Below are 22,673 nucleotides of genomic sequence, written 5' to 3' on the forward strand. Positions count from 1 at the left end.
TCACATGTAGCCGTACATCGGGAAGCGGTCGGTCAGCTTGAGGACCTTTTCGCGAACGCCGGCCTCGACGGCAGCATTGCCTTCGTCGGAGTTGGCGACCTTCAGGCCGTCGAGGACCTCGACGATCAGCTCGCCGATTTCCTTGAACTCGGCTTCCTTGAAGCCGCGGGTGGTACCGGCCGGCGTGCCGAGACGGACGCCCGAGGTGACGAACGGCTTTTCAGGGTCGAACGGGATGCCGTTCTTGTTGCAGGTGATGAACGCACGGCCGAGGGCGGCTTCCGCGCGCTTGCCGGTTGCGTTCTTCTTGCGCAGGTCGACGAGCATCAGGTGGTTGTCGGTGCCGCCGGAGACGATGTCCAGGCCGTTGGCCTTCAGCGTTTCGGCGAGTGTGCGGGCGTTCTTGACGATCTGGGCCGCATAGTCCTTGAACGACGGATGCAGCGCTTCGCCGAGAGCAACAGCCTTGGCGGCGATGACGTGCATCAGCGGGCCGCCCTGGAGACCCGGGAAGACGGCCGAGTTGATCTTCTTGGCGACATCTTCGTCGTTGGTCAGGACCATGCCGCCGCGCGGGCCGCGCAGCGACTTGTGCGTCGTCGTGGTGGCGACGTGGCAATGCGGGAACGGCGACGGATGCTGGCCACCGGCAACGAGACCGGCGATGTGCGCCATGTCAACCATCAGCCAGGCGCCGACTTCGTCGGCGATCTCGCGGAAGCGCTTCCAGTCCCAGATGCGCGAATAGGCGGTGCCACCGGCAATGATCAGCTTCGGCTTGTGCTTGCGCGCCTGCTCGGCAACGTTGTCCATGTCGAGCAGGTGGTCGTCTTCACGCACACCGTAGGAAACGACGTTGAACCACTTGCCGGACATGTTGACCGGCGAACCGTGCGTCAGGTGACCGCCCGAGTTGAGGTCGAGGCCCATGAAGGTGTCGCCCGGCTGCAAGAGCGCCAGGAACACGGCCTGGTTCATCTGCGAACCGGAGTTCGGCTGAACGTTGGCGAAGTTGACGCCGAAGAGCTTCTTGGCGCGTTCGATCGCCAGTTCCTCGGCGATATCGACGAACTGGCAGCCGCCGTAGTAGCGCTTGCCCGGGTAACCCTCGGCATATTTGTTGGTCATGATCGAGCCCTGGGCTTCGAGCACGGCGCGGGAAACGATGTTCTCGGAGGCGATCAGCTCGATCTCGTGGCGCTGACGACCCAGCTCCTTCTCGATCGCACCAAAGATGTCCGGATCGCTGTCGGCCAGAGAACGGGTGAAGAAGGCGTCATTGGTCTGTTCAAGCATCGGCGCGAGGCTCCTCTCAAGGGTGGCAGTTCTTTAGCTTCCTCGCACGGCGAGAGCAATATCTGCTGTGCGGTTTGCGTCATTTCCCCCATCTGCCGCGCCGAAATATCGCGGCGGCTGACGCGTGAAAAAGCCGCGCTCCCAGGGGAAGCGCGGCTTTAGGAATTCCGTGTCGCAAATTCGCTTATTGCGGCAGCGCGTCCTGATCGACCGAGCCGGGCGACTGCTCGACGCCATAGGGCGACTGCAGCGCCAGCTCGGTGGCACCGTCGCGCTGGTAGATATCATCGCGGAACTGCACCACGCCATCCTTTGCGGACCAGGCCGTGATGTAGGTGAAGAACACGGGCACTTCCTCGGCGAGCGTGATCGGCGTGTTGACGCCGGTCTTGATGGTCGCCTCGATCTGCTGGCGCGACCAGCCGGGCGTATCCTTCAGCAACCAGGTCGAAAGATCGCGCACGTTCTGCACGCGAACGCAGCCGGAAGACTCGAAACGCATCAGCTTGTTGAACAGACCCTGCTGCGGGGTATCGTGCATGTAGACCTGATGCTCGTTGTGGAAGTTGATCTTCGTCGACGACATCGCGTTGATCTTGCCCGGGTCCTGGCGGAACATCAGGTTCGGCGCCTTCTCGGCGTTCCAATCGACCGTTTCCGGCGACACTTCGCCGCCACTGCCGTCGAACAGACGGATCGAGTTGCGTGCGAGATAGGTCGGGTCCTTGCGCATCAGCGGCATGATATCCTTCTGGATGATCGAGCGCGGCGCGGTCCAATAGGGGTTGAGGATGACCTCGTAGATCTTCGAGTTGAGGATCGGCGACTGGCGGTCGATCTTGCCGACGATCGCCGTATGGCGCAGCGCCACGCGGCCGTTCTCGACCGCTTCGATATAGGCGGCCGGAATGTTGACCATCACGTAGCGGCGGCCAAGATCGCCGGACATCGACTGCAGGCGAACGAGGTTGGTCTGGAGCTGGCCGAGGCGGGTGTTGGCGTCGACGTTGATCGCCTTCAGCGTGTATTCGCCGATGACGCCATCAGCCGGGAGGCCATGGCGAGCCTGGAAGCGCTTGACCGCGCCTTCGACGTAGGAATCGAAGGACGAGGAGACGCCTGCCGACTGCGGCAGGTCACCGGAGACCATCAGGCGCTGGCGAAGCTGCTGCACCGACGGATCCGTGACGCCGAGCTCGAGCTTGACGCTGGTCTGGACCATCGGCCAGCCGCCTTGCGAAACGATGTTCTGGTAGTCGAAGATTGCCTGCTGCACGTGGGCGATCGTTTCCGGGCCGAAGACCGGCGTGTTCGAAACGACCGTCGTCGCGGTGCGCGATGCCTTGGCGTCGTACTGGTCGTCCCAGGAGCCGCGGCGTGGCGAATTGATGATCTCGTTCAGGGCGTCCTGTGCGCTTGCCGCGCCGGCAACTGCCACGGCGCCGAAGGTTGCTGCCGAGCGCAGAAAGGCGCGGCGCGAGAATGCATCAATTCCATTCTTTTTCGACATATTCCTACCATCCCAATGCGTTGGCACGCGCCCTATGCGCTGGCACGCACGTTGCCGGAGCCCTAACACGATCGTGGTTAACAAAGGTCAACCAACGAGCCACCCTGCCCTCACAAGATTTCACGATACCGCGAGTGAGGACCCTCATCCGGCAGGCGAAACGCGAAACGAATCCACGCTCAAGAAAACACGTGGCCGCACCTACCGCATGTCGTCGTCGCTGTCACAGCAATATGGCCAATTCGTGTCTCGGACAGGTTGAACGGCGACATGGCACGCCTTTTGCTTTTCGCCGCAACGGATAAGCCGGCGGACGAGCTGCAGGCGGCAACATTTTGATTTTCTAATACTTTCCGTTTGGAAAGCCGGCCGAACGCAGGAATGGCGTGCCGAAGCGGTGCGGCTTTTCCGCAACAGGATGAGAAGCCGGCAAATGGCAAAGGTCGGACACGCAGGGATTGCGCCCGACCTTTGAACTGGAGGTTCTACAGCGGCGCGCGTCTATTCAGACGCGCAAAGGTCGCTGTACCACATTGAGTTTCTGCATAACTTTGTCCTTAGATCGCTTCGATCTAAGGACAAAGTTATGCAGGGCCTGGATTACAGGCGGTACATGATCGAGTCGTTCCAGAAGCGATCGAGGCGCTGCAGGAGCTTGTTCATCTGGGTGAACTCGTCCGAACCGATACCGCCGACCTTCTGGATCGAGCCGATGTGGCGCTCGTAGAGCTTGGCGACGGTTTCGGCGATTTCCTGGCCGTCTTCCGTCAGGCTGATACGAACCGAGCGGCGGTCGACGCGAGAGCGCTGGTGGTTGATCAGGCCAAGGTCGACGAGCTTCTTGACGTTATAGGAGACGTTCGAGCCGAGGTAGTAGCCGCGGGAGCGAAGTTCGCCGGCGGTCAGTTCCGAGTTGCCGATGTTGAAGAGCAACAGGGCCTGAACGGCGTTGACGTCGCTGCGACCTTCACGGTCGAATTCGTCCTTGATGACGTCGAGCAGACGGCGGTGCAGACGCTCGACGAGGTGGAGGGATTCCATGTAGAGACCGCGGATGGTTTCTTCCTGAGGGTCTCGGGGCTGAGCCGCCTGCGGCTTCATCTTCGTGTTCATTTGACTGCCTCACTGTTTTGTTTGGCGGTGTCAGTTTGTCTGCCCGCCTTGAGTGAGACCCTATCGAATACGTCTAAAATTCTACTTAAACCGCAGCCTTAACAAGAGCTTGCCATTTGACGAGCCTGTCTCAGGGTGAATCAACTCTTACCTGCTTGGCCTGCCGCCAGCGCTGAAAGACGAGTGCCGCCCGGAAAAGAACGAAGGTGACGGCAACCGCCACATGCAGCACGACCAGCAAAGGACGGGCGCCGAAACTCACCGGATAGAACTCATACATGGCGATCTCGATCGCCGCTGCGACCACCCAGACCACAGGGCCCCAGGAGACGAGCAACCAGAGGCCGAGCGCCGCAACGGGATAGACGACGGCGAGCGCCGTCGCAGCCGCGCGCCACTCCGGCGACAACAGATCGAAGCGCCCGGCGCCACCATGGGAAAAGCCGATCAGCATGGCCCAGTAGTTAAGTGCGAACCAGATGCACGAGGCAGAGACCAGACGCAGGAAGATACCGAAGAGGATCTCGGTCAGCGATGGTTTCAGCACATGGGCAGAATCATGAAGCATGGCCGGCAAGATAGGGCGGCTCTTCCTCATCCGCCAGCGGGATCGCAGTTTCCCCTCTCCTGCAGCTATCTTTTTGAAGAGAAGAAATGCCGCAGTTCGTTCACCCGGCGCGCGGTTCCCAATTGCCGCCCCCCCATGATAAAGCGCTTGGCTAACGATGATTTTGACCGGAAAGGCGTGGGCGCGATGAACGACAGGACGAATCTTGTGGACAGGATCACCGGCCACCGCCGCATGCGCCGCAACCGCAAGGCCGACTGGACGCGGCGACTGGTGCAGGAAAACCGCCTGACCGTCGACGATCTGATCTGGCCGATCTTCATCGTGCCGGGCAGCAACATCGTCCAGCCGATCGAGGCGATGCCCGGCGTCAACCGCATGAGCATCGACAAGGCGGTGGAAGCGGTCAAGGAAGCGGCCGATCTCGGCATTCCGGCGATTGCGACCTTCCCGAACATCGACATGGGGCTGCGCGACGAGACCGGCTCCAACAGCCTTGCTGCCGACAACCTGATCAATCAGGCGACGCGGGCCTTCAAGAAAGCGGTGCCCGAGATCGGCATCATCACCGACGTCGCTCTCGATCCCTTCACCAGCCACGGCCATGACGGCATCCTTCGCAACGGCGAGATCGTCAACGACGAAACCGTCGAGATGATCGCAAGGGCGGCGGTCGCCCAGGCGGATGCCGGCTCCGACATCATCGCCCCCTCCGACATGATGGATGGCCGCATCGGCGCGATCCGCCAGGCGCTCGATGCCGCCGGGCACCAGAATGTCGGCATCATGTCCTATGCGACAAAGTTCGCGTCCGGGTTCTACGGCCCCTATCGCGAGGCGATCGGCACCGGCGGCCTTTTGAAGGGCGACAAGAAGACCTATTACATCGACCCGGCCAACGGCACCGAAGCGATCCGCGATGCTGCCCTCGACGTCGAGGAAGGCGCCGACATGCTGATGGTGAAACCGGGCCTGCCCTATCTCGACATCTGCTGGCGCATGAAGGAGGCCTTCGGCCTGCCCGTCTTTGCCTACCAAGTCTCCGGCGAATACTCGCAGGTCAAAGCCGCCGCCGCCAACGGCTGGATCGACGGCGAGAAGGTGATGCTGGAAACGCTGCTCGCCTTCAAACGCGCCGGCTGCGACGGTATCCTCAGCTATTTCGCCGTCGAGGTGGCTCGTATCCTTGCCAAAGGCCGTTAAGCGCAGGCTTCTGTTGCAGGAAATCAAAATTCTACAGCGACCTTTGCGCGTCTGATAAGACGCGCGGCGCTGTGGTGAGCCTCCAATCCTTGTTTTGCAGGCATCACCATCCCATATCCTGCATTCAACCAAGCGAGGCTTAGACGGATGACCATGCACAACGAAGACCTGAGGCTGCCGAGCAATGACTGGCGCGCCTATCAGGGCGTGCTGTCGCGACGCATCTTTGCCTTCCTGCTCGATTACGCCATCATCGCGGTTCTGTGGATCCCGGCGGCGGTCGTCGTCTTTTTCCTGGGCATCCTGACGCTCGGCCTCGGCTTTATGCTTTACCCGGCGCTCTTTGCGATCGTCGCCATGCTCTATTTCGGCCTCACGGTTGGCGGCCGCGAACAGGCCTCCCCCGGCATGCGCATGATGGGGCTGGCAATTGCCCGCACAGACGGGCGCCCGATGGACTTCCTGACCGCCATCGTCCACCTCGTCATCTTCTGGATCGCCAACGCTCTGCTGACGCCGCTGATCCTGCTGATCGGCCTCTTTACCGACCGCAGCCGCCTGCTGCACGACCTCCTGATTGGCACCGTCACGGTCCGCCGCGACATGTACTGACCGGAACGCGGCCCATTGTCGGCAACGCTAAAATAACTGGACGGAGGAGGCGGAAGCTGCAAACGAGTGAGTTGACGTTTTCCATTCTTCCGCCATGCTATTGTCATGAACAACCGCGCGCAGAGTGACCTCCGCACTCGATGAACACACAGACCACACCGTCTCCGCAATTCTACCTGACTGCGCCGGCAGCCTGCCCTTATCTGCCGAACGAGATGGAGCGAAAAGTCTTCACCCACATGGTGGGCGAACGTGCGCCGGAACTCAACGATCTCCTGACACAGGGCGGCTTCCGCCGGTCGCAGAACATCGCCTACCGCCCAGCCTGCGAGACCTGTCGCGCCTGCATTTCGGTGCGCATTCTTGCCAACGAGTTCAAGCCCACGCGCTCCATGCGCCGGGTGCTTGCCACCAATCAGGATGTGATCTCGGCGGAGTATCCGGCTGAGCCTTCCAGCGAACAGTACAATCTCTTCCGCCGCTATCTCGACCGCCGGCATCAGAAGGGCGGCATGTCGGACATGTCGGTGCTCGACTACGCAATGATGGTCGAAGATACGCACGTGCACACGAAGATCATCGAGTATCGCCTGCGGGTCGAAGGCGACGGCATCAGCGAGAAAGCACGCGGGCCGCTCATCGCAGCAGCGCTGACCGATCGCATGGGCGACGGTCTTTCGATGGTCTACTCCTACTTCGACCCTGCGCGAGAGGACCGCTCGCTCGGCACTTTCATGATTCTCGACCACATTCGTCGCGCCCGCGAGCGCGGCCTTCCCCACGTCTATCTTGGCTATTGGGTCAAGGGATCGCGGAAGATGGGGTACAAAACAAAATTTTTGCCGCAAGAACACCTTATGGCCCGTGGCTGGGAACGCTATGAAGGCGGAGACGCCACCTTGGAAGCCGCTCCTACGAAAACGGGTTAGACATTGAGTTCATCTTCTGATGCCGTGATGCACCGGCGCGGCCTTGCCATCACCGGCCTCGGTGGCCTTGCCCTTTCCTTCGATATCCCGCTCATCCGTTCCGCCGGTGGCGACGTCTGGTCGCTGCTCGCGGTGCGCAGCCTGTCGACGTTCGTGATCGCGCTCGGCGCCTGGTTCGTGATCAACCGCGTGTTCGGCCGGAAGATTTCACTGTTGCCGGGCAAGACCGGGCTCGTCGTCGGCCTGTTCTACGGCATCAATTCCTGCACGTTCCTGCTCGCCGTCTTCAACACTTCGACGGCGAATGTGGTCTTCATCCTCGCCTTCACCTCGATGTTTGCCGCCATTTTGTCCTGGATCTTCCTGAAGGAACGACCATCGAACGCCACGCTCGTGACGATGTTGATCATGGTGTTCGGCGTCGGATTGATCGTTCAGGACGGGTTGGAAAGCGGCCACCTCTTCGGCGATGCGATGGCAGCATCCTCCGCCTTCCTGCTTGCCAGCGCGATCACGATCAGCCGCGCAAGCAAGCGCGACATGGCGCTGGTGCCGCTGGTCACGGCGATCTTCCCGGCAGCGGTCGCTCTGTTGATGCTGTCCCCTTCGGGATTCACGATTGCGGAACCCGGCTATATCTTCTTCAACGGTCTCGTGATGATCCCGCTCGCCTTTTTCTGCCTGGCGACGGGACCGCGTTACCTCTCGGCGCCGGAAGTGGGCATGTTCTACCTGCTGGAAACGATCCTGGCGCCGATCTGGGTCTGGCTGGTCTTTGCCGAAACCCCGACGACGCAGACCTTGATGGGTGGTGCGATCCTGATCTTCGCGCTCATCGGCCATTCGCTCTGGCAGATGCGCAGCAGAGCGCTGAGGTCCGCGGTGGCCTGCGCCGAGTAGCGCTATCGATCAATTTTCACGGCGAGGACCGGTCGGCCGGGGGCGGCGCGACTTCTGTTCGGTTTCGCTGCGGCGGTCGCGAATCGGCGTCCGCTCGGGTACAGGCTCCGGCGCGCCGGAGGCCAGCCGGGTTTCCGGCATCCGCACACGCATCGCCCAAAGCTCGCGGTTGGTGTTGATCCAGGTGGCCGCCTCGCTCAAAGGCGCCGGATTTCCGCTTAGGGATTCGCCTTCGCGGCGCCGCAGGCGCGTGATGAGGCCCGCTGCATCGAGGAGTGCGATGTGCTTCTCCAATTCTTCGCCTCGCACCGCAACGGCCGAGGCGATATCGGCGACACGCGCCTCACCGGCAAAGAGGATCTCGAAGATCCGCCGGCGTACCGGGCTGGCGAGCGCCAGGAGAATTTCGTCGAGGGCATTGGCGTTCGGCATCGTATCCATCCTGTTGGATGGGCAGTCATCCACGATACGCCGGCACATACAAGCGCCGCTTTTCGCTCGAGTTCGACTGTATTTCCAATACCTTAATGCGCGAATTCAATGCCCCGGATTGGGACACCAGCCATGCGGCTCATCGGCCGCACGACTGGTATTTTGTGGTCAGCCGCTGAACTTTCCGCTGCGCGGGAAGCCCTTCGGAACGACGCGACCGGCCGATGCGCGATCGGCCTGCCATTCGATCAGCTCATCCTTCGTCTTGGTAAAGACGCGGCCAGCGCTGTCTTCCCAGATGAGCCCTTCTGCGATCGTGAAGCAGCGAATATCGGAGATGCCGCCATCCTTGTAACGCTGCAGCCGGACGCCCTTGCCGCGCGCCATCTCGGGGATCTGGACGAGCGGGAAGACGAGCATCTTGCGGTTCTCGCCAACGACGGCAACGTGATCACCCTTGACCGGCACGACCAGCTTGGTTTCGTCCGGCATGGAGACGTTCATCACCTGCTTGCCCTTGCGGGTGTTGGCGACGATATCGCTTTCCGTCACGACGAAACCGTTGCCGGCAGCCGACGAGACGATGAGCTTGCGCGCCGGATCGTGGACGAAGGCGGTCAGGACGTCCTGGTCGTTCTCCATGTCGACGATGATGCGCAGCGGCTCGCCATGGCCGCGACCGCCAGGCAGCTTGTCGCCGCCGAGCGTGTAGACCTTTCCGCCGGTCGTGAAGACCAGGATCTTGTCGGTCGTCTGCGCCGGGAACGCCACCTTGAGCGCGTCCCCCTCCTTGAACTGGAGCGACGACGTGTCGGAGATGTGGCCCTTCAGCGCCCGGATCCAGCCCTTTTCCGAGATGACGACGGTGATCGGTTCCTTCTCGATCATCGCCTGCTGGATCGCCTCGACGTCGGCCTCCGGTGCATCCGCGAAGGTGCTGCGGCGTTTGCCGATCTCGGTTGCCTTGGCAAACTTCTTTTTGACCTCGCCGATCTCCCAGGCGACGGTCTGCCACTGCTTCTCCTCCGAAGCGAGCAGCGCTTCGATCTCGGCCTTCTCCTTCGACAGGGCGTCGAATTCGGTGCGGATCTCGAACTCTTCGAGCCGGCGCAAGGAGCGCAGGCGCATGTTGAGGATCGACTCGGCCTGCAGATCAGTGAGCGAGAACCGCTCCATCATGACCGGCTTCGGCTCGTCTTCTTCGCGGATGATGCGAATGACTTCGTCGATGTTCAGATAGGCGACGAGATAGCCGGCGAGGATTTCGAGCCGGCGATCGATCGCCGCCAGGCGATGGCGGGACCGGCGCTGCAACACCTCGCGGCGATGCGCCAGCCATTCCGATAGCACCTCGTTGAGCGCCATGACCCGCGGCACGCGCCCCATGGACAGCACGTTCATGTTCAGCGAGATGCGGCTCTCAAGTTCGGTCAGCTTGAACAGCGACTCCATCAGGATGCCGGCATCGACCGAGCGGCTCTTCGGCACGAGAACGATGCGAACGTCTTCCGCGGATTCGTCGCGAATGTCTTCGAGCAGCGGCAGCTTGCGCGCAACCAGAAGCTCGGCAATCTTTTCGATCAGGCGCGACTTCTGAACCTGATAGGGAATCTCGGTGACGACGATCTGATAACCGCCACGGCCGAGATCCTCCTGGGCCCAGCGGGCGCGGACACGAAAACCGCCACGGCCGGTGCGGTAGGATTCGGCCATGCTTTCGCGGCTTTCGACGATCACCCCACCGGTCGGAAAGTCTGGCCCCTCGATGCCGCCCTTCTGCGGATTGGCCGGATCGTAAAGCAGATCTTCGACGGTCGCTTGCGGATGGCGGATGAGGTGCAGCGCCGCGTCGCACAGTTCATGCGCGTTGTGCGGCGGGATCGAGGTCGCCATGCCGACCGCGATGCCGGTTGCGCCGTTTGCGAGCAGGTTCGGGAAGGCCCCAGGGAGCACGGTCGGCTCCTGGTCTTCCTCGTTGTAGGTGGGGCGGAAATCCACCGCGTCCTGGTCGATCCCGTCGAGAAGGAGCGAACAGACGTCCGTCATCTTCGCTTCGGTGTATCGCATCGCCGCGGCGTTATCGCCATCGATGTTGCCGAAGTTGCCCTGGCCGTCGACGAGCGGGTAGCGGATTGCAAATTCCTGGGACAGGCGCACAAGCGCGTCGTAGATCGAGGCGTCGCCGTGCGGGTGGAACTTACCCATGACGTCGCCGACGATGCGGGCGCATTTCTTGAACGACGAGTTGGGTCTGAGGCCCATTTCGCTCATCGCATGCACGATACGGCGATGCACGGGCTTCAACCCGTCGCGGACGTCCGGAAGCGCGCGGTGCATGATGGTCGACAAGGCATAGGCAAGATAACGCTCTTCCAGCGCCGCCTTGAGGTCAACCGGCTGAATATTGTCGTCCCCGCCTGACGGGGGATTAAGGCTTTGTCCCATGGGACCTTGCTAGCGCAACAAACCCGGAACAGCAAGGTTTTCAGGGGATGCGATTGTGGAGAACCCCTTACCCGCCAACAGTTGGCGCGTGAAGCGATCCGCTTGCTCCGGCGCAATGTTCGTGTAACGGTCGGACGGCTATGCGTCGGAGGCGAGCGCTTGGTAACATCCCGGAAAGCATGCCCGACCAGGAACATGTGCGGTTTGGCCAAGCGAATATAATTTCGCCCTGTTTCGTAATAGCTTCGGCTGTAGTTGATTTGGACGATTTGTGAGGGGGATTGCAAGACACGAACTGGCCGCCGAAAACTTCCGGATGTTGCCGTTCGCTCCCAGTTGACGCCCTCTGCGGAGACAAACCAGATTAGCCACGCCTCATCTTCGAAACAGTTACACAATCAAAGATTTTACGAAGGAACTCGACAATGATGCACACGCGCAAGATCCGCCTGATGATGGCGAGCGCCGCGCTCCTCACGCTTACCAGCCCGGCCCTCGCACTCGACGGCGCGGACCTGATGAAGAAGCTCGACGCGGCAACGAACGCGAACGGCACCTCCATCACCTATGACAAGGCCGAAGTGGACGGCGACAAGGTGACGGTGACCGGCGTGCAGCTGAAGGTCGCCAGCCAGCCGGGCGAACCGACGAGCCTGAAGATCGGTGATCTGACCTTCGAAGGTGTCGAGGAAACCGAAGGTGGCGGCTACTACGCCGAAACCGTGTCGTTCCCTGACGTCAATGTCAGCCAGGACGAGGGAAGCATTTCGGTCAAGGACATCCTGCTTTCCGGCCTGACGATCCCCGCCAATGCCAACGGTGGAACGATCAACGACATTCTTCTCTACGAAAGCGCCAGCACCGGCCCGATCGCTCTCAACGCCAAGGGCAAGGAAGTCTTCTCGCTCGAAAGCACCGAAGCGAACCTGGCACGCCAGGAAAATGACGCCGGCTTCGACTTCGACGCGACCGCCTCGGGCATCAAGGCCGACCTGTCGACCGTCGAGGACGCCAAGACCAAGGAGGCGATCGAAAAGCTCGGCCTCACCACGATCGACGGCGCCTTGACGATGAAAGGCAGCTGGGAGGTCGAAAGCGGCAATGTCGCACTCGAAGAATATGCCCTCGACTTCAAGAACGTCGGCCGGCTGAACTTTGCCCTGGACATTTCCGGCTACACGCTTGCCTTCGTGAAATCCATGCAGGAAGCGATGAAGGCCGCCGAGGCCAATCCGAACAAGGAAGAGGCGAACCAAGCCATGGGCCTTGCCATGATGGGCCTGATGCAGCAGTTGACCTTCAACAGCGCCGAAGTCCGCTTCGACGATGCCTCGATCACCAAGAAGGCGCTGGACTATGCCGGTTCGCAGCAGGGCGTTTCGGGTGAGCAGATGGCTCAGTCGCTGAAGGGCCTGGTGCCGATCATGATGGCGCAGCTCAATGTGCCAGAACTGCAGAACCAGGTGTCGGCCGCCGTCAACGCCTATCTCGATGGACCGAAGAGCCTGACGATCAGCGCGGCACCGGAAAAGCCGGTTCCGTTCCCGATGATCATGGGCGCTGCCATGGGCGCACCGAACACCATTCCGTCGGTGCTCGGCGTCAAGGTGACCGCGAACGACTGATCGCTCCGCTTGCTCCGCCCGGAGCAACCGACCTTACCACGAGCTTTGCGCGCCCACCGGGCGCGCAAACTTTAGCGGCTCAGCCTACCTGATTTGCCGTAGCCCACAGGACCTCTGGTCCAGCTTCATTCAGCAGATCTGTATTTTGCACCCGCCGGCCCTCCACAGGACAAGGGCTGTTTCTACTTGCGGCCATGCGAACGGTCGGCACCGTACGTCTTGAAGGCGCGCGCTTCGGTTGCAGTGGCCGTTACTCTCTCCGAACGTCGTTCATGGCGCCAAGAAAATTTCACCGCCGGGCGATAGCGTTTTTCATCAAAATCGTGCATGCCACACTCAGGCGGCCGAGAATTCGACGTTCCGTGAACTTGAGAGCATTTCAGCCTCGACGAGGAATTCTCGGACTCTGTGTAAGAAATACAAATATACGCCTGAATATCATCTTCATATTACGGCAGATCGGACGTAAATGCTCGCCTGGCTCCAGCAATCTGTAAATTTCAGGGAAGAATTGCTGGAGGGGAAATTCGCCCCCGTCCGTGCCGATTACTATTCGGGTCCGCCAGGTAAGCCGCTACGGCTCCTGCTTCAGGCGCGGACGGATTTCCTGTCGATCTGGCGCGCCAGCGACTATACCGAAAACGTCTCGCAGACCCGGATCCTCGGCCGGCAGATCATCGTCGTCAACTCGCCCGATCTGATCCGACAAGTGGTCGTCAAGCGACACGAGAACTTCGAGCGCAAGAGCCCGCAGATGCGCCGGGCGCTCGAGTTTCTGCTCGGCGACGGGTTGTTCATCTCGGATGGAGACACCTGGAAGCAACGCCGGCCGCTGGTGGCCGACATCGTCCACGCCAAGAGAGTGCCGTCCTTCGGTCCTGTCATGGAGAAGACAACCAGCGAACTGGTCGAGCGCTGGAACCAGATGCCCGACGGTGCCGAGGTCAACGCCCTGCACGAAATGGCGGGCCTGACCGCCGAGATCATCGCACGCAGCGTCTTCGGCAACCAACTCGGAGACGACAGTGCGGCTGCCGTGACCGAGGGCTTCACCAGCTACCAGTCGCTGGTCGATTCCATCAACATCGGCTATTTCCTCGGCTTCGACGACGGCTTGCCCGTCCTGCGCACACCGAGCCTGCGCCGCTCGGTCAAGCGCATCCATGGGACCATCGACAAGGTGGTGGAGGATCACCTTGCCGGCCGCGGCGACCACAATTCGATGGTCGAACTGCTCATCCGGCGGCAGCAGCGAAATCCGGAGCTGAAGCTCGACCTCGTCGCCTTGCGCAACGAAGCCGCGACCATCTTCATGGCCGGTCACGAGACGACGGCAGCCACACTTACCTGGACCTGGTATCTGCTTTCGAAAGCAGGCTGGATCGAGAAGGCCGTGCACGACGAGATCGCCAGGGTCTGCGGCGACCGGACGCCGACGATCGACGACGTGCCGCAGCTCGAATGGTGCCGGGCCGTCATTGAAGAAACGCTTCGCCTTTACCCGCCGGTTCCGATCCTGGCGCGACAGACGCGCGAGGCGGACATGATCGGCGACGTTGCCGCCGAGCCGGGCTCGCTCGTCCTGATCGTGCCATGGCTCTTGCACCGCACGGAAAGTCTGTTCGAAGACCCACACCACTTCCATCCGGAGCGGTTCACCGAAGGCCGTCGCCCGACGCCCTACAGCTTCATTCCCTTCGCCAGCGGCCCCCGCGTCTGCCCGGGCCTGCATTTCGGCCTGACGGAAGCGATCCTCTGCCTGGCGATCATCGCTCAGCGCTACCGGGTTCGCCTGCGCGAACACCACGCGGTCGAGCCGATCTGCCGGCTGACCCTCAGACCGAAGGGCGGGCTTCCGGTCACTTTACACAGGCGAGAAGGCACGTCGCATGGCGCCGGATAATCCTGGCGTCAGGGGACCGATTGCCAAGCGCAAGGCCTGGACTTTCGCTGAGGAGCAACCGCCGCGTCTTGGGGACGCATTGGCAGGCGGTGACCGGTCCCGGGCCTTCCGGCGCTATTGGATTACCGACAATCTGTGGAACCTTGCCAATCTCACTGCCCATTTCGGCATGAAGCTTCTGCCGATGGATGCATGCTCACGCCTGGGGGCCGCACTCGGCCTTTTCGTGGTGCCGCGCTTTCACAAGATCGCCACGCAGCGCGCCCGGGATACGATCAAACATCTGCGTCCGGACCTGAGCCCCGAGGAACAGGAAGCCTTGTTCCTCGAAAACTGCCAGGCCCAGGGACGGCTGATGACAGAATTTTCCGTCATCAACAGGTTGCAGCGGCATGGCGAGAGGTTGCGGACCGATGGCCTTGCTCCGATCCGCGACGTGGCGAAAGACGGCCCCGTCGTCCTCGTCGGGCTTCATCTCGGAAATTGGGAAGTTGGGACGATCGCGTTCCGCAGTCTCGGTCTCCAGCCTCATGCCTTCTACGTACCACCCAAGAGCCGTGCCAAAGCATGGATCGCCGAGCGCGTCCGCAGCAAGGCCGGATTGCGGTTTCTGCCGCCGGGCATGGAAGGAATCCGACCGGCGATCAAGATCCTGAAGAGCGGCGGCGTCGTCAGTATGTTCTGCGACGAAGGCTTTGGCGGCATGATCCGCGGACCGTTCTTCGATCGCAAACCTCATCAGGAAGGCAATCTCGCGCTTGCCATCCGCCTGGCGCGCATGACGGGTGCCACGATCTGCCCCTGGTACGGCTTGCGCACCGACGGTTTCCGTTTCGAATGCCAGGCGCTGGAGCCCCTCCGGCTTCCGGCTTCCGATGAGCCGAATGCACGCCTCGTGAAAGATATGCTGCTGTTGAACGATGCGATCGAGCCCGTCGTTCGCGCGCATCTCGACCAATGGTATTTCCTGGACAACGCGCTTCGGCCGGAATGACGCCTCATGGTTTTCCGCCCACTTGGCTTCCATGATATGATCAGCGCTTGATGCCTTCAGACCCCGGCCTATTTACATTGGGCGGGGATCCGAGGTCCCCGCATTCCTGACCGATAAAACGGAAGGAGGAGCCCATGGGACTGAAGCATGCGGATATCACCGCTATCCTTGGCCCGGTCGACGAGACACTGATGGCCGAGTTGCTGGCGACGGGGGCCACGGCCGGCGAACTCGCCGAGGCCATTGCTTGGGTCAACAACGACGAGGCGCTGATCGGCGAAGGCCGCCACTTGCCGGCTGGCCGGGTTGCGGCGTTGATCGATATCCTGACGCCGGACAATGACGAGGAACGGGACTTCGCGACCTAGCCGATCAGGCGGCGAGGCTGCGCTAGTGATTTTTGATTGCATGCAAGGTTGCCCCCGCGCGGCGGGCGGCGGGAGCATCAGGCCACGTGTTTTGTGTTGAGGGAGGTCAACGATGGCAGCCAAGGAAGTCAAGTTCAGTAGCGATGCCCGCGACCGTATGCTGCGTGGCGTCGATATCCTCGCCGATGCCGTGAAGGTGACGCTCGGCCCGAAGGGGCGGAACGTGGTGATCGACAAGGCCTTCGGTGCGCCGCGTGTCACCAAGGATGGCGTCTCGGTTGCCAAGGAGATCGAGCTCGAAGACAAGTTCGAGAACATGGGGGCGCAGATGCTGCGCATGGTGGCGTCACGCACCAGCGATGTTGCCGGCGACGGAACGACGACGGCCACGGTGCTTGCTCAAGCGATAGTCCGGGAAGGCGTCAAGGCAATCGCATCGGGTATGAACCCGATGGACCTCAAGCGCGGCATCGACCTCGCCGTCGAGGCGATCGTGGCACAACTGAAGATCCATGCCCGCAAGATTTCCAACAACGAGGAAATCGCCCAAGTCGGCACGATCTCCGCCAACGGCGACAAGGAAATCGGCAACTATCTAGCACAGGCGATGGAGCGCGTCGGCAACGAGGGTGTGATCACCGTCGAGGAGGCCAAGACCGCCGAGATCGAACTTGAGATCGTCGAGGGCATGCAGTTCGACCGCGGCTATCTCTCCCCCTATTTCATTACCGACCAGGAGAAGATGCGCGTCGAATTTGAGGACCCGTACATTCTCATCCACGAGAAGAAACTCTCCAACCTCCAGGCCATGATCCCGATTCTCGAATCGGTCATCCAGGCGAGCCGTCCCTTGCTGATCATCGCCGAGGATGTGGAGGGCGAAGCGCTTGCCACGCTCGTCGTCAACAAGCTGCGCGGCGGTCTCAAGATCGCAGCCGTCAAGGCCCCCGGGTTTGGAGATCGGCGCAAGGCCATCCTCGAGGACATCGCCATCCTGACGGGCGGCACGGTCATTTCCGAGGATCTCGGCATCAAGCTTGAAAACGTGACGCTCGACACGCTCGGGCACGCCAAGCGGGTGATGGTCGAGAAGGAAAACACCACGATCGTCGATGGCGCCGGAACGAAGGCGGATATCGGCGGACGTGTCAGCCAGATCAAGGCACAGATCGAGGAAACGACCTCCGACTATGATCGGGAAAAGCTGCAGGAACGGCTCGCCAAACTCGCCGGCGGCGTTGCGGTGATCCGGGTTGGCGGCTCGACCGAAGTCGAAGTGAAGGAAAAGAAGGACCGGGTCGACGATGCCCTGCATGCGACGCGAGCCGCGGTAGAGGAAGGCATTCTGCCCGGCGGCGGCGTCGCGCTGCTGAGGGTCGTCCACGCGCTCGACGGGCTCAAGGCCGCCAATGACGATCAGCGCGTCGGCATCGAGATCGTTCGGCGGGCGCTCGAGGCGCCGGCGCGCCAGATCGCCGAGAATGCTGGCGCTGAAGGTTCGGTGATCGTTGGAAAGCTGCGGGAGAACAGTGACTTTGCCCACGGCTGGAACGCCCAGACCGGAGAGTACGGCGATCTGTTCCGCATGGGTGTCATCGACCCCGCAAAGGTCGTGCGCGCGGCGCTGCAGGATGCGGCTTCCGTCGCCGGCCTGCTGGTGACGACCGAGGCCATGATCGCCGAAAAACCGAAAAAGAACGGACCGACGCCGCCGTCTGGTGCTGGAATGGACTTCTGACGGCCGCCAGACGCTCATTCTCGCATGGCGAACGCGACCGTCGAGGGCTTGGGGCCAATTCAGCCGCGCCGTTCTACGGCAAGCACTGAACCCAGATCACAGGCAGACCATGAAAAAAGCCCGGCGAAACGATCGCCGGGCTTTCGTTTTTGACAGGTCTCTTCGACCTCAATCCTTCTTCTGCGGGATCGGGCGAAGCGCCAGTTCACGCAGCTGGGCCGGCGTCGCCTCGGACGGCGCCCCCATCAGGAGGTCGACCGCCTGCTGGTTCATCGGGAAGATCGAAATCTCGCGCAGGTTCTTCGCGCCGACGAGCAGCATGACGACGCGGTCGATGCCGAATGCCATGCCGCCATGCGGAGGCGCGCCGTACTGGAACGCACGGTAGAGGCCGCCGAACTGCTCTTCGACTTCCTGCTGCGACTTGCCGGTCAGCTCGAAGGCCTTGACCATGACTTCCGGGAGCTGGTTACGGATCGAGCCGGAGGCGATCTCGAAGCCGTTGCAGACCATGTCGTACTGGTAGGCCTTGAGCGACAGCGGATCTTCGGTGTTCAGCGCCTCGAGGCCACCCTGCGGCATCGAGAAGGGGTTGTGGGCGAAATCGATCTTCTTTTCGTCTTCCAGCCATTCGTAGAACGGGAAGTCGACGATCCAGCAGAATTCAAAGCGGTCACGGTCGACGAGGTTCAGCTCCTCGCCGGCGCGTGTGCGGGCTTCGCCAGCAAACTTGTAGAACTTCGAAGGGTCGCCGGCGACGAAGAAGCAGGCGTCGCCGTCATCGAGGCCAAGCTGGGTGCGGATCGCATCGGTGCGTTCCTCGCCGATGTTCTTGGCAAGCGGACCGGCGCCTTCGAGCTTTTCGCCTTCCTTGCGCCAGAAGATGTAGCCGAGGCCCGGCTGGCCCTGGCTCTGGGCCCAGGCGTTCATGCGGTCGCAGAAGGCGCGCGAGCCACCGGTCTTGGCCGGGATCGCCCAGACTTCAACCTTCGGGTTCGAGGCGATCATGTTCGCGAAAACCTTGAAGCCGGAGCCGGCGAAGTGCTCGGTAACCGCCTGCATCTCGATCGGGTTGCGCAGATCCGGCTTGTCGGAGCCGTATTTGCGGATCGCCGTGTCATAGGGGATGCGCGGGAACTTTTCCGTCACCGGCTTGCCATCGGCAAACTCGACGAAGATCTCGCGGATGACCGGCTCCATCGTCGACCACACGTCTTCCTGCTCGACGAAGCTCATTTCCAGGTCGAGTTGGTAGAACTCGCCCGGCAGGCGGTCGGCGCGCGGGTCTTCGTCGCGGAAGCACGGCGCGATCTGGAAGTAACGGTCGAAGCCGGCAACCATCAAGAGCTGCTTGTACTGTTGCGGCGCCTGCGGCAGGGCATAGAAGTTGCCGGGGTGGATACGCGACGGAACCAGGAAGTCGCGTGCGCCTTCCGGTGACGATGCGGTCAGGATCGGGGTCGTGTATTCGGTAAAGCCGACTTCGCCCATGTGGCGGCGCATCGACGAGATGATCTGGGTGCGCTTGACGATGTTCTTGTGCAGCGTGTCGCGGCGCAGGTCGAGGAAGCGGTACTTGAGACGCACGTCTTCCGGATAGTCGGGCTCGCCGAAGACCGGCAGCGGCAGTTCCTTGGCGGCCGAGAGTACCTCGATCTCCTGCGCGTAGAGCTCGATTTCGCCGGTCGGCATGCCTTTGTTGACGGTGTCGTCGGTGCGAGCCTTGACGCGGCCGTCGATGCGGATGACCCACTCGCCGCGAACGGTTTCAGCCGACTTGAAGGCCGGGCTGTCCGGATCGGCGACGACCTGGGTGATGCCGTAGTGGTCGCGCAGGTCGATGAAGAGCACGCCGCCATGGTCACGGACACGGTGGACCCAGCCCGAAAGGCGAACGGTGGAGCCGACGTCCGACTTGCGGAGGGCGGCACAGGTGTGGCTGCGGTAACGATGCATCGTTTTATCCCGGAATTGCGAAAGAGCCGCGCAGGCTCGTGGGACACGGCGCGCGGCACATGGTCAAAATCGGGCGGAAAAGCGCATGATGCGCCGGCTTTGTCAAGCCGCGCGACCGCCGCCGCCCCAGATGGAGATGCGTTCTAAACCAAGGAAACGGCCAGTCCAAGACCGCTTGAGACAGAAGCAGGCCGAAATGCCGCGAAAAGAACGGCAATCGTCACAATTCGGGGCTGTCCGGCCACGGAATGCGGGGCTACACATTGGAAGGCCTCACAATGATCCCCCGAGTCGCGGCCGCTTTCCCGGATGTCGCCTGCCCCATGTCTCAGATTCGCCCGCTCATCCCCCTCCTCGTCACCGCAGGCATCCTCATCGGCGGCAATGGCCTGCAGGGCACCTTCATCTCGCTTCGTGCGTTGGAGGAAGGTTTCTCGACATCCCTGATCGGCGTCGTCGGGGCCGGCTACAATATCGGTTTCGCGCTCGGCTGCGTCTATGTCACCCGCATGCTGCGCGCCATCGGCCACATCCGCACGTTCTCGGCCATGGCGGCAATTGCCTCCGCCGCGGCCATTTCGATGGTGCTCGTCATCAACCCGCTGATGTGGTTTCTGATGCGGCTGCTTGCCGGCATCTGCTTCGCCTGCCTGTTTGCGACCGTCGAAAGCTGGCTGAACGCCAGCGTCACCAACGCCAACCGGGCGCGTACGCTTTCCGTCTATCGCCTCGTCGACCTTGGATCGGTGACGGCGGCGCAATATGTCATCCCCGGCATCGGCCTCGAGGGCTTCGAACTCTTCGCCATCATCTCCATGGCACTGACACTGTCGCTCGTGCCGATCTCTTTTGCCGACCGGTCGAGCCCGGTGGCACCGGAAGCGATCCGGTTCGACGTCAAGGCGCTCTGGAACATTTCGCCACTCGCGACCGTCGGCTGCATCGTCGTCGGCCTCACCAACGCCGCCTTCCGCTCGCTCGGGCCCATCTACGCCCAGGGCATCGGCCTTTCCGTGACGGCGATCGCCACCTTCATGAGCGCCGGCATCATCGGCGGCGTCGTGCTGCAATATCCGCTCGGCCATTATTCCGACCGGATCGACCGCCGGCTGATCATCCTGATCGCCACTTTCGGCTCGCTGCTCGCCGGCCTGTTCCTGGCCTTCGGCGCCGGCAACGACGAATGGCTGAACTTTGCCGGCATCTTCCTCTTCGGCGCTTTTGCCATGCCGCTCTATTCGCTCTGCTCGGCGCATGCCAACGACCACGCAGCCGAGGGGCAGCATGCGCTGGTATCTGCCGGCATGCTGTTCTTCTGGTCGCTCGGCGCGATCATCGGGCCTCTTTTTGCGTCCTTCCTGCTCGACATCTTCGGGCCGCAGGCGCTGTTCATCTACACGGCGGCGATCCTCTTCCTGTTCATGCTCTACACCCTGCAGCGCATGACGGCGCGCGGGCCAGTGCCCGCCGGAGAGCGTGCGATGCCGTTCCGCAACCTTTTGCGCACCTCGTCCTTCTTCAACAAGCTCGCCACCGGCAACAACCACAAGCGCAAGGATGGCTGAGCCTGCGGCAAGATGCGCGCAGTTCGGATAATTGCTGAACTCCACAATCAGGTTTAGAACCGGCAGCAACCTGAACAGCAGCCGAGATTGCCGAAATGCCCGTCATCAGCCGCCGTACTTTTCTTCAAGGCTCCGCTGCTCTGGGAGGTGCCTTTGCGCTCGGGGCGGGCATGGCGGCACGCGCCGGGGCCGCGCCGGATCCGCAGACCCTGACGGCACGTCTCACCGAGGCGCAGATCGCCAGGGATGGCGTGACGCCGAAGGTGATGACCTACGGTTTGGGCGAGGCTGAGAACAGCGGCGTGCCGCCGGTCCTGCGCATGCGCAAGGGTGAGCCTTACGCCGCGCGTCTCATCAACCGGCTCGACGAGCCGACGACGGTGCACTGGCACGGCCTTCGCATCGCCAACGCCATGGATGGCGTTCCCGAGCTGACGCAGCCCTATGTCTATCCGGGCGACCACTTCGACTATCTCTTCACGCCGCCGGACGCCGGCACCTTCTGGTACCATCCGCACTGCAACACGCTGACCCAGATGGGCAGCGGGCTCACCGGCGTGATCGTCGTCGAGAACCCCGAGGATCCGGATTTCGATGCCGAGATCGTGCTCAACCTCCGCGACTGGCGGCTTGGCACGGGCGGCGCCTTCATCGATCCGTTCAAGCCGCGCGATGCCGCGCGCGGCGGCACCTATGGAACGGTGCGCACCGCCAACTGGCAGCAGGAACCGACTTACGACGCACCGGCCGGCGGGCTCATTCGCGTGCGCATCGCCGCGACCGACGTCACGCGCATCTACACGATCGGCCTCGATGGCGCTGAGGCGATGGTGATCGCGCTCGACGGCAACCCGGTCGAAAAACCCTTTTCCCTCGATCGCTACGACTTCGGCCCAGGCCAGCGCGTCGACCTAGTGGTGCGCATGCCCGATGGCGAGGGCCAGACGGTCGCGCTCGGCAACTTCCGTGGGTCGCACCCTTGGACCATCGCAAGCTTCCGAGCCGTCGGGACATCGCTCAAGCGCGATCTCCGCGACATTGCCCCCCTGCCCGCCAACCCGATCGCCGAGGCGGATCTCTCCGTCGCGACCCGTGTGCCGATCGAGCTGACGGCGACGGCCGAGCACAAGGCAGCACCTTCGATCTGCGGCTCGCTCGGCTATACGTTCTGGGCGATCAACAAGGTGCCGTGGCCGGGCGACACGCCGGACCCGATCGCGCCGATCGAGGAGATGAAGCTCGGCAAGAGCTATGTTCTTGAGGTCGCCAACCGGACGCCGCACGCGCATCCGATCCATCTGCACGGCCTGAGCTTCCGCATCCTCAATTCCAACAAGCGGACTTTCCTGCCGCCGCCGACCGATACGATCCTGCTTTTGCCCGACGAACAGGCGGAAGTGGCGCTAGTAGCGGACAATCCGGGCGACTGGGTCATCCATTGCCACATCATCGAGCATCAGAAGACCGGCATGACGGGTTATTTCAAGATCGTCTGAGAATTTCGATTGTGACAGAT

General features: G+C 62.0%; 18 protein-coding genes. 11 read left to right on the forward strand and 7 right to left on the reverse strand.

Annotation, left to right across the window (positions count from 1 at the left end):
• The 4 genes from glyA to ASE60_RS20890 form a co-directional block, all read right to left on the reverse strand.
• On the reverse strand, positions 1-1,296 hold the full coding sequence (gene glyA / locus ASE60_RS20875) for a serine hydroxymethyltransferase (RefSeq protein ID WP_057252583.1): 1,296 nt from the start codon (positions 1,294-1,296) through the stop codon (positions 1-3).
• 184 nt (positions 1,297-1,480) lie between these two features.
• Complete coding sequence (locus ASE60_RS20880) at positions 1,481-2,806, reverse strand: murein L,D-transpeptidase (RefSeq protein ID WP_057252585.1); 1,326 nt, start codon at positions 2,804-2,806, stop codon at positions 1,481-1,483.
• A gap of 600 nt (positions 2,807-3,406) precedes the next feature.
• Positions 3,407-3,919 carry a MarR family winged helix-turn-helix transcriptional regulator gene (locus tag ASE60_RS20885; protein WP_057252587.1) on the reverse strand — a complete coding sequence of 171 codons (513 nt, stop codon included), beginning with the start codon at positions 3,917-3,919 and terminating at the stop codon, positions 3,407-3,409.
• 130 nt (positions 3,920-4,049) lie between these two features.
• Positions 4,050-4,487 carry a DUF6163 family protein gene (locus ASE60_RS20890; RefSeq protein WP_057252589.1) on the reverse strand — a complete coding sequence of 146 codons (438 nt, stop codon included), beginning with the start codon at positions 4,485-4,487 and terminating at the stop codon, positions 4,050-4,052.
• Positions 4,488-4,673: 186 nt separating this feature from the next.
• Between ASE60_RS20890 and hemB the strand changes: the two genes are divergently transcribed.
• The 4 genes from hemB (at position 4,674) to ASE60_RS20910 (ending at position 8,131) form a co-directional block, all read left to right on the forward strand.
• A complete protein-coding gene (gene hemB, locus ASE60_RS20895; protein WP_057252591.1) occupies positions 4,674-5,690 on the forward strand; it encodes a porphobilinogen synthase in 1,017 nt (338 codons plus the stop codon).
• Between the two features lie 147 nt (positions 5,691-5,837).
• Positions 5,838-6,302 (forward strand): RDD family protein, encoded by a 465-nt coding sequence (locus tag ASE60_RS20900; RefSeq protein WP_057252593.1) that lies wholly within the window; start codon positions 5,838-5,840, stop codon positions 6,300-6,302.
• 140 nt (positions 6,303-6,442) lie between these two features.
• Positions 6,443-7,231, forward strand: coding sequence for an arginyltransferase (locus tag ASE60_RS20905; protein ID WP_057252595.1), 789 nt, complete (start codon positions 6,443-6,445; stop codon positions 7,229-7,231).
• A 3-nt stretch (positions 7,232-7,234) separates the two neighbouring features.
• Positions 7,235-8,131: a DMT family transporter gene (locus ASE60_RS20910; protein ID WP_057252597.1), complete on the forward strand. Its 897-nt coding sequence runs from the start codon at positions 7,235-7,237 to the stop codon at positions 8,129-8,131.
• A 9-nt stretch (positions 8,132-8,140) separates the two neighbouring features.
• Here ASE60_RS20910 and ASE60_RS20915 read toward each other — a convergent pair whose 3' ends face one another.
• Together ASE60_RS20915 and parC are read right to left on the reverse strand one after the other, a co-directional pair.
• Positions 8,141-8,563 carry a helix-turn-helix domain-containing protein gene (locus ASE60_RS20915; RefSeq protein ID WP_309140258.1) on the reverse strand — a complete coding sequence of 141 codons (423 nt, stop codon included), beginning with the start codon at positions 8,561-8,563 and terminating at the stop codon, positions 8,141-8,143.
• A gap of 168 nt (positions 8,564-8,731) precedes the next feature.
• Positions 8,732-11,008 carry a DNA topoisomerase IV subunit A gene (gene parC, locus ASE60_RS20920; RefSeq protein WP_057252599.1) on the reverse strand — a complete coding sequence of 759 codons (2,277 nt, stop codon included), beginning with the start codon at positions 11,006-11,008 and terminating at the stop codon, positions 8,732-8,734.
• Positions 11,009-11,433: 425 nt separating this feature from the next.
• Here parC and ASE60_RS20925 point away from each other — a divergent pair, with 425 nt between their 5' ends.
• From ASE60_RS20925 to groL, 5 genes are all read left to right on the forward strand, one after another.
• Complete coding sequence (locus ASE60_RS20925; protein ID WP_057252601.1) at positions 11,434-12,633, forward strand: hypothetical protein; 1,200 nt, start codon at positions 11,434-11,436, stop codon at positions 12,631-12,633.
• Between the two features lie 469 nt (positions 12,634-13,102).
• Positions 13,103-14,536 (forward strand): cytochrome P450, encoded by a 1,434-nt coding sequence (locus ASE60_RS20930; protein ID WP_057252603.1) that lies wholly within the window; start codon positions 13,103-13,105, stop codon positions 14,534-14,536.
• Positions 14,523-15,530 carry a hypothetical protein gene (locus ASE60_RS20935; protein WP_057252605.1) on the forward strand — a complete coding sequence of 336 codons (1,008 nt, stop codon included), beginning with the start codon at positions 14,523-14,525 and terminating at the stop codon, positions 15,528-15,530. The genes ASE60_RS20930 and ASE60_RS20935 overlap by 14 nt, the downstream gene beginning before the upstream one ends.
• A 134-nt stretch (positions 15,531-15,664) precedes the next feature.
• Positions 15,665-15,898 (forward strand): hypothetical protein, encoded by a 234-nt coding sequence (locus tag ASE60_RS20940; protein ID WP_057252607.1) that lies wholly within the window; start codon positions 15,665-15,667, stop codon positions 15,896-15,898.
• Between the two features lie 112 nt (positions 15,899-16,010).
• Positions 16,011-17,636 (forward strand): chaperonin GroEL, encoded by a 1,626-nt coding sequence (gene groL / locus ASE60_RS20945; protein WP_057252609.1) that lies wholly within the window; start codon positions 16,011-16,013, stop codon positions 17,634-17,636.
• Between the two features lie 168 nt (positions 17,637-17,804).
• On the opposite strand, the gene aspS is transcribed toward groL, so the two are convergent.
• Positions 17,805-19,592 carry an aspartate--tRNA ligase gene (aspS, locus tag ASE60_RS20950; RefSeq protein WP_057252612.1) on the reverse strand — a complete coding sequence of 596 codons (1,788 nt, stop codon included), beginning with the start codon at positions 19,590-19,592 and terminating at the stop codon, positions 17,805-17,807.
• A gap of 323 nt (positions 19,593-19,915) precedes the next feature.
• Here aspS and ASE60_RS20955 point away from each other — a divergent pair, with 323 nt between their 5' ends.
• Both ASE60_RS20955 and ASE60_RS20960 read left to right on the forward strand, forming a co-directional pair.
• Positions 19,916-21,157 carry an MFS transporter gene (locus tag ASE60_RS20955; protein ID WP_057252893.1) on the forward strand — a complete coding sequence of 414 codons (1,242 nt, stop codon included), beginning with the start codon at positions 19,916-19,918 and terminating at the stop codon, positions 21,155-21,157.
• Positions 21,158-21,252: 95 nt separating this feature from the next.
• Positions 21,253-22,653, forward strand: a complete 1,401-nt coding sequence (locus ASE60_RS20960; protein ID WP_057252614.1) for a multicopper oxidase family protein — start codon at positions 21,253-21,255, stop codon at positions 22,651-22,653.
• Positions 22,654-22,673 lie beyond the last annotated feature (20 nt).

The sequence above is a fragment of the Ensifer sp. Root278 genome (genome assembly GCF_001429285.1).
GTDB lineage: Bacteria > Pseudomonadota > Alphaproteobacteria > Rhizobiales > Rhizobiaceae > Ensifer.

Coding starts and splice junctions, on each gene's coding strand:
- glyA (WP_057252583.1), bottom strand. CDS start 1,296: ATGCTTGAACAGACCAATGACGCCTTCTTCACCCGTTCTCTGGCCGAC.
- ASE60_RS20900 (WP_057252593.1), top strand. CDS start 5,838: ATGACCATGCACAACGAAGACCTGAGGCTGCCGAGCAATGACTGGCGC.
- parC (WP_057252599.1), bottom strand. CDS start 11,008: ATGGGACAAAGCCTTAATCCCCCGTCAGGCGGGGACGACAATATTCAG.
- ASE60_RS20905 (WP_057252595.1), top strand. CDS start 6,443: ATGAACACACAGACCACACCGTCTCCGCAATTCTACCTGACTGCGCCG.
- hemB (WP_057252591.1), top strand. CDS start 4,674: ATGAACGACAGGACGAATCTTGTGGACAGGATCACCGGCCACCGCCGC.
- aspS (WP_057252612.1), bottom strand. CDS start 19,592: ATGCATCGTTACCGCAGCCACACCTGTGCCGCCCTCCGCAAGTCGGAC.
- ASE60_RS20915 (WP_309140258.1), bottom strand. CDS start 8,563: ATGCCGAACGCCAATGCCCTCGACGAAATTCTCCTGGCGCTCGCCAGC.
- ASE60_RS20940 (WP_057252607.1), top strand. CDS start 15,665: ATGGGACTGAAGCATGCGGATATCACCGCTATCCTTGGCCCGGTCGAC.
- groL (WP_057252609.1), top strand. CDS start 16,011: ATGGCAGCCAAGGAAGTCAAGTTCAGTAGCGATGCCCGCGACCGTATG.
- ASE60_RS20935 (WP_057252605.1), top strand. CDS start 14,523: ATGGCGCCGGATAATCCTGGCGTCAGGGGACCGATTGCCAAGCGCAAG.
- ASE60_RS20890 (WP_057252589.1), bottom strand. CDS start 4,487: ATGCTTCATGATTCTGCCCATGTGCTGAAACCATCGCTGACCGAGATC.
- ASE60_RS20930 (WP_057252603.1), top strand. CDS start 13,103: ATGCTCGCCTGGCTCCAGCAATCTGTAAATTTCAGGGAAGAATTGCTG.
- ASE60_RS20880 (WP_057252585.1), bottom strand. CDS start 2,806: ATGTCGAAAAAGAATGGAATTGATGCATTCTCGCGCCGCGCCTTTCTG.
- ASE60_RS20885 (WP_057252587.1), bottom strand. CDS start 3,919: ATGAACACGAAGATGAAGCCGCAGGCGGCTCAGCCCCGAGACCCTCAG.
- ASE60_RS20925 (WP_057252601.1), top strand. CDS start 11,434: ATGATGCACACGCGCAAGATCCGCCTGATGATGGCGAGCGCCGCGCTC.
- ASE60_RS20960 (WP_057252614.1), top strand. CDS start 21,253: ATGCCCGTCATCAGCCGCCGTACTTTTCTTCAAGGCTCCGCTGCTCTG.
- ASE60_RS20955 (WP_057252893.1), top strand. CDS start 19,916: ATGTCTCAGATTCGCCCGCTCATCCCCCTCCTCGTCACCGCAGGCATC.